Raw genomic sequence first — 6,321 nt, forward strand, 5'->3', positions numbered from 1 at the left:
CGAAGTACCGAAGCGAAGCGCAGTGCGGAATGCCCCGACCCTTGCGTCAGCAAGGGGCACGCCCAAAAAAATAAAATAAGCTATTAAACTCAACTAATTATCGTACAATCTAATTATTTGTTTATTGTAGTCAATTTCTACCCTGCCAAAACGAGATAAAGCCGCCTGACCTAAAAGTAAATCGGCTTTAGGGTTAGGTTCAATGACAGCTTCTACGTTTTCCAATACCTTATCTCCTATTTGTACTTTTTTTAGGTTTAACTTTAGCACTTTCGAGACATTTCCTGTTGCATCCTTTACGTATGTGTATCCTAAAATGTCATCTTCACTAATTGTATGATTTTTGACTAGAATAGCAAACTCTAACTTAGAAATAGATATTATGCTTGCACCTGTATCAAAAATAAAGTTCAATCCTATGTCATTTATCTTGACTGGTACTATATATACCCCTCCCTCTTTTTTCATAGGGATCTCTGTATATTCCTTTTTATCAAGGCGATCGGATGAGGTAGGGTTATTTGGGGCATCCCATTCAATTATACATCCTTCTTTATCTCGCAGGTAGGCTACAAAGGCAGTACTATCTATCTTACCCCTACCTGAACACCAGTTTTCAGGGGAGTAGTAGCGATATCTTTTGAATGACTCTCTAAAATCTTCAAATTCACTGCGGGTGATGCGTTTATCTTCGCACATAGCAACTAAATTTTTTTCCCAAAGGTTGCTATTTCTATTACAAGATATGTATAAAGCAAAGATAAACAGTAACAGAAATTTCAGTTTTGTTTTCATATACTCTTTGTAGCTAAAATAAGCATATTACATTTAGGTTACATTATACTAAGTAGCCCTCACGCACTTTGCATAAGTAAATTAGAAATTAGTACTTTGGCTGCATCTATATCCAATACAAATTTAAAATTTTTTGAGAAATTCAACTTATTTTTATGATACTTATGTTTTTTGGGCGTGTCCTTGTGGGCGTTTCGCTTGCGCTCATGCCCACAAGGTCGGCGTGCTTCGGACTACGCTACCGCTTCGGTGCTACGCTTCGCTACGCACCGTGCTGACGCACGCCCTTCGCATGCCTCACGCTTTTTTTCATCATAAAACATGCAAAACTACTTTCTTTCAAAACAATTGGACTTTTAGTCTATGAACTCATAAAAACTAATAGACTTATATGCTCCAATAGGTTTTAGCTTAATTGCTTTGAAATCTTCTCTCACTGTCCATTCAGGACTACAAACAACTAAGTATTTTATTCCTAATTGTTTAGCTGTACTAGACAAGCTGGATAAGTCATGAGACCACTGATAGCCATAATATAACTGAGTAATTCCCTTTAAGTTTAGCAAACATAAAGTACTATTAACTGATAAATCGGGAATAGATACTACTTTAGTTTTTGGAGTTAAACCTATGGATTTTATATATGCTTTAAGTTCAGGTTCATAAAAATGTGTGTTGAAATTTTCCTTCCATGGTGAGTTAGGCGCGTACCTCTCTTCTAAAATCTTTTTAGATTGAGTTAAACCGATTGTTACCAACACTAATATGAAAAAGTAAATAGCATTTTTGATTTTTGGCACATATATATTAACAAGTTGATAGCTATTTAAATAGTACAACGATAGTATAAAAACAACAAAAGCAAAACCGTAAAAGTTGATTAAATAATAATCATGATCGGCATAAGCTTCGTACCATAAGTAAAAAACTAAAGTATCTAAAAGCAAACCTGATATAAAGAACACCAGAATAGAGTAGTGCCTTTTTATCAAGCTGATAATTACTAAAAACACCGCTAACATAATTGATAATCTAATAATATACTTATGAGCAATAGCAGGTAACCACAACGTTTGAAGTCTTTCGTTTATGAATTTTAATAGTTCTTGGTTTTTTATCTTCCAGTAGGGTAGTATATCAATTAAAAAGTAGGTGGCATTGTTTATTTTCTTATAGTAAGCCGCATAATAGAACCATAAAACACTCACCGCTAAGATTACTAAAAAAGACAATAGAATAGGTATTTTCTTTTCTTGCCGTATGTAAGGAGCAAATCTTGGAAATAACCAACTCAAGAAGACTATTCCTATGAAAGCACAGTAAGAGGTTACTGTGGTAGGCTTTAGTAAAGCGCTCAAACAAACAAATACAGATGACCATATCAGTTTAGAAGGTACTTTTTTAGATGAGTTGTCAAAAAAAAGATAATCCAAAAGCATACTGCATCCTATAAAAAAGAAGCCTAAGCTGGGTACATTCGGTAAGTAATTTAGTCCATAGTATGAAATTAAAGGGCAAGCAAAAAGTAACATCACTATGCTCAATACAGTTATCAAAGGCATATTGACTTTTTTGAGTAAAAAGTAAGCAACATATAGCAAAGAGAGCACAAGAGGTAAAAAGTGGACTATTCTAAAAACCGCGTAAGACACACCGAATACTCTAAATAGTTGTCCTGTAATATAGTACAGAATTGGAAATTCACCTACGGCACGCCCATTACCCCCTAGTATATTATGCATTTCGGGCTTAAATAAAGATAGGTTAAATTGGTAGTAGTTCAATGCCATTGAAAATCCATCTGATTGCCGCCAATGGTGTGTGGATTGAGGAGGAAGATGGTATATTTCATCAAAATCTAAATAGAAGAATACAGCCAGCAAGGTGGTAATACAAATACCTAATTTGTAAAGTAATACTTTATCTATTTTTAGCTTTATCAAAAGTTTTGATAAGTTCATTGTACAAATTTAGAAAAATCTGTTGCTTGCTATTTAGTTACTCATTTGTGCAAGTTTTACTTAACCTTTGTAGTAAAATTTACATCAAGTCTTAACTTACAAAAAAGCGGTTGTGCCAGATTCTGCACTAAACCGCCAGTTATTTAGGATACTATATCCATTTGCCTTTTTGAATTTCTCTTTCTTTTTCTATTTCTTGCGGAGTTTTAGGTCTGTATGGTTGGCGAGGAGGATACATTCCTTTTTTCACATTTAGTTGATATTTTTCTGATGTAACTTTTATACCGTTAATTTCAACTGTAAACGGTTTGATAGTATACTTGCCTTCTTTTTGGGGGTAATAGTGTTTCATGAACTTAGTTTCTGTGGTTCCTTTTCCGTTGATGAATGTACTATTCATGGTAGTAGATATGCCCCCAGATACAAAGTTTTCGATCTCAGGGAATTCGGGCGTAGGAATGTACCCTGACATATTTTTGACTGTAATTGTAATTATGAGCGGTTCATCTGTAGAAAGCTCTGTTTTGTTAATATCAATACTGATTGACTGACCGAACAAGAAATAAGGTACTAATCCGCATACAATAAGCCAGAACTTCACAAATTTCATAGCACCTCCTTATTTATGCAAATTTACGAAAATGGACAATACACAAAGCGGGAATTTTGATAGTACATAAAACTGCTTAGCTGAAAATAAAGTTTCTATCCTTTTTTTCGTAGCTGTTCAACCGCATCTTTTACTTCTTTGTTATTTGGGTCAAACTCTAGCGCTTTTTGGTACATTTCTATGGCTTTCTTATTATCATCGTGTTGTAAGTAGTAATAACCGAGATAAGAATATGCATTCGCATTGTCTTTTTTGTAGATATCTTTAGTGGATTCAGGCATACTTATAAACTGTTCATAAAAAGGTTTAGCTAACCACTTTCTTTGTTTAGGATCCTTAATGTCTTTATTTAGTTCCTGTTCTATCAAGCTATTACAATATGCGCGCCACAAAGGTCCTTGGGGAGAAGAAGGGGCAAGCTCCATTACTTTCATGTATGCAGAATCAGCTTTTGTGTACATCTTTTCAAAGTAGTAGCATCTGCCTAAATAGATATAGTCATTTACAGTAGGTTTAAAATGCTTAAACTTCTCTTCATATTCTACAATTGCTTCTTTATACTTTTTCATAAAAAAATATGAAAGTGCCATATCACCATGAAGTTCTTGCTTTTTAGGGTCAATTTCTAGGGCTTTTTTATAGGCTTCAATTGCTAATGAGTCCTTTTTTTGTTTAGATAAACATCTGCCGTAGTACTCATAGTCTGATGCTAATAAAGTATCATTCGGCTTTTTAACTTTGAACATTTGGGCAAGATATTTTTCACCTGCTTCATATTCTTTAAGCTCGTAAGCTGCATATCCTGCTAAGCGGTTAATTAAAAAAACCGTATTATCTATGCTGTTTGCAATGGTAGTAATTTTCTTTAAGTTTTCAAAGTCTTTCATAAGGTACATTAAGCGGGCATACTGCTTGTAGAAATCCATAGTAGGTTCTGCGATAGAAAGATACTTGTCATAATACTCTTTGGACTTATTGTATTTACGGGCTTGATAGTACAAATCCCCAAGTTCTTTATACGCAACAGCATTGTTAGGTGCAATCTCTATTGCTTTTAGATACGCACTTTCTGCAGCATCAAAGCTTTTACCTTGTTTGTAAAGTCGCCCCTTATGAACGTGATAATGTCCTTTTTTAGTAGGGCTTTTATCATTCATTTCTGCGTCATCGTATGCTTTTAAGGCGTTTGTGCCATCGTTTAGAACTCTATAAGCGTCGCCTTTGAGAATGTAGGTATATACATTTTTAGGATCTAATTTAAGGGATTGTTCTATCAAGGTAAGTGCGTATTTGGCATCTTTTGCAGTATGGTGAATATATACTTCTGCGCACTCATTTAGTACCTTTACATCCTTTTGATTAGTCAAGCTTAAAGCTTTGTCTGTATTTTTACGAGCTTCTGCTAGATTGTTGCCTTCTGCATTTACTTTGGCTAATCCAATGTAATTCCAAGTACTGCTGGGTACTTTTTCTGTACCTGTGGCAAAACATAAACGGGCTGAATCTAATTTTTCGCACTCTAAATACATTTCTCCTAAGAAATAATACGCTTCTGCGTTACTAGGGTTATTTTCAATAATTTTCTTAAACAGCTTAGCAGCAGAGTTGTATTTATGGGCATGCCATAGAGAGATGGCTTCGTCTATAGATTGTGCTATTCCATTGCAAAGACTACAAATGGCAATGCAAATCAATGCTGCTCCTTTTTTTATTTCAACCATGTTTGCAAATTTAATCAAAAAAGGTCATACAAAGTAGGTAAAAACATTAAGATTGATTTATTTTGGCTGACTTGCTCTTTAACAAACTCATTTAATAATCTCCGAGTCTTTGAACAGTGCTTCTACAAACTTTTTACGGTTAAATACTTGCAGGTCTGTGGGTTTTTCTCCTACTCCTATGTACTTGACAGGAATTTTGAACTGGTCGCTTATACCAATAACAATTCCGCCTTTTGCGGTGCCATCTAATTTTGTCAATGCTATGGCAGAAACTTGGGTGGCTTCGGTAAAAGCAGCAGCTTGTTGAATAGCGTTTTGTCCCGTACTTGCATCTAAAACTAAAAGTACTTCTTGGGGAATTTCAGGTTGAATCCTGTCTGCAAATTTTTGAATAGTACGGCGAATTTTAGCTAATTCATCCATAAGTCCTTTTTTAGTTTGCAAACGACCTGCTGTATCAATAATGATCACATCTACACCCATTTCTAGTCCTTTTTCAACGGTTTTATATGCAACTGTGGAAGGTTCTACATGCATCCCTAAATCTACGATAGGAACTTCTACACGCTCTGCCCAAATTTTGAGCTGATCCACTGCTGCTGCCCTAAAAGTATCTCCTGCGCCTAAAAGTACGCTATGTCCATTGAGTTTGAACTGTAAAGCAAGTTTGCCAATAGTAGTGGTTTTTCCTACGCCGTTTACACCTACTACCAAGATGATATAAGGTTTTTTGACATGTTCAGGGATGACAAAATCATGTACATCTTCGGTTTTGTTTTCCATCATTAGAGATGCAATTTCTTCTTTGAGAATAGTGTTAAGTTCGGCGGCGTTGAGGTATTTATCGCGTTTTACTCGGTTTTGTATGCGTTGAATAATTTTGAGGGTAGTTTCCACGCCTACATCACTGGATACTAATATCTCTTCTAAGTTATCTAAAACTTCGTCATCTATAGTGCTTTTGCCTATAATTGCACGGCTAATTTTGCTAAAAAAACCTTGTTTTGTTTTACTTAGTCCTTCTTCAAGCTGAGTTTCTTGTTCTTTTTGAATTTCTTCTTTGCTTTTTTTCTTGAAAATATCAAATAGCCCCATAATTTAAGCGCCTGTAAGACTTGCAAATTTGAGAATAAAATTAAATATACTCAACTTTTAACTATTTTTTTGGGCGTGCCCTTGCCCACACTTCGCTTGCGCTGGTGTGGGCAAGGTCGGCGTGCTACGGGCTACGCTA

6 protein-coding genes are annotated in these 6,321 nt (G+C 35.2%); 1 reads left to right on the forward strand and 5 read right to left on the reverse strand.

Features of this window, described 5'->3' with window-relative positions; all coding sequences use genetic code 11:
• Positions 1 to 93: 93 nt before the first annotated feature.
• The gene (locus NZ519_10775) at positions 94 to 795 is read right to left on the reverse strand and encodes a retroviral-like aspartic protease family protein (protein ID MCS7029233.1); all 702 of its coding nucleotides are present in this window, start codon (positions 793 to 795) and stop codon (positions 94 to 96) included.
• A gap of 171 nt (positions 796 to 966) precedes the next feature.
• Here NZ519_10775 and NZ519_10780 point away from each other — a divergent pair, with 171 nt between their 5' ends.
• Positions 967 to 1,113, forward strand: coding sequence for a hypothetical protein (locus NZ519_10780; GenBank protein ID MCS7029234.1), 147 nt, complete (start codon positions 967 to 969; stop codon positions 1,111 to 1,113).
• Positions 1,114 to 1,151: 38 nt separating this feature from the next.
• On the opposite strand, the gene NZ519_10785 is transcribed toward NZ519_10780, so the two are convergent.
• The 4 genes from NZ519_10785 to ftsY form a co-directional block, all read right to left on the reverse strand.
• The gene (locus tag NZ519_10785; GenBank protein MCS7029235.1) at positions 1,152 to 2,756 is read right to left on the reverse strand and encodes a hypothetical protein; all 1,605 of its coding nucleotides are present in this window, start codon (positions 2,754 to 2,756) and stop codon (positions 1,152 to 1,154) included.
• Positions 2,757 to 2,907: 151 nt separating this feature from the next.
• Entirely contained in the window at positions 2,908 to 3,357 is a 450-nt protein-coding gene (locus NZ519_10790) for a BatD family protein (GenBank protein MCS7029236.1), read from the reverse strand.
• A 104-nt stretch (positions 3,358 to 3,461) separates the two neighbouring features.
• A complete protein-coding gene (locus NZ519_10795; GenBank protein MCS7029237.1) occupies positions 3,462 to 5,087 on the reverse strand; it encodes a tetratricopeptide repeat protein in 1,626 nt (541 codons plus the stop codon).
• A gap of 87 nt (positions 5,088 to 5,174) precedes the next feature.
• Positions 5,175 to 6,182, reverse strand: coding sequence for a signal recognition particle-docking protein FtsY (ftsY, locus tag NZ519_10800; GenBank protein ID MCS7029238.1), 1,008 nt, complete (start codon positions 6,180 to 6,182; stop codon positions 5,175 to 5,177).
• Positions 6,183 to 6,321: the final 139 nt, after the last annotated feature.

Source organism: Bacteroidia bacterium (assembly GCA_025056095.1).
Lineage (GTDB): Bacteria > Bacteroidota > Bacteroidia > JANWVE01 > JANWVE01 > JANWVE01.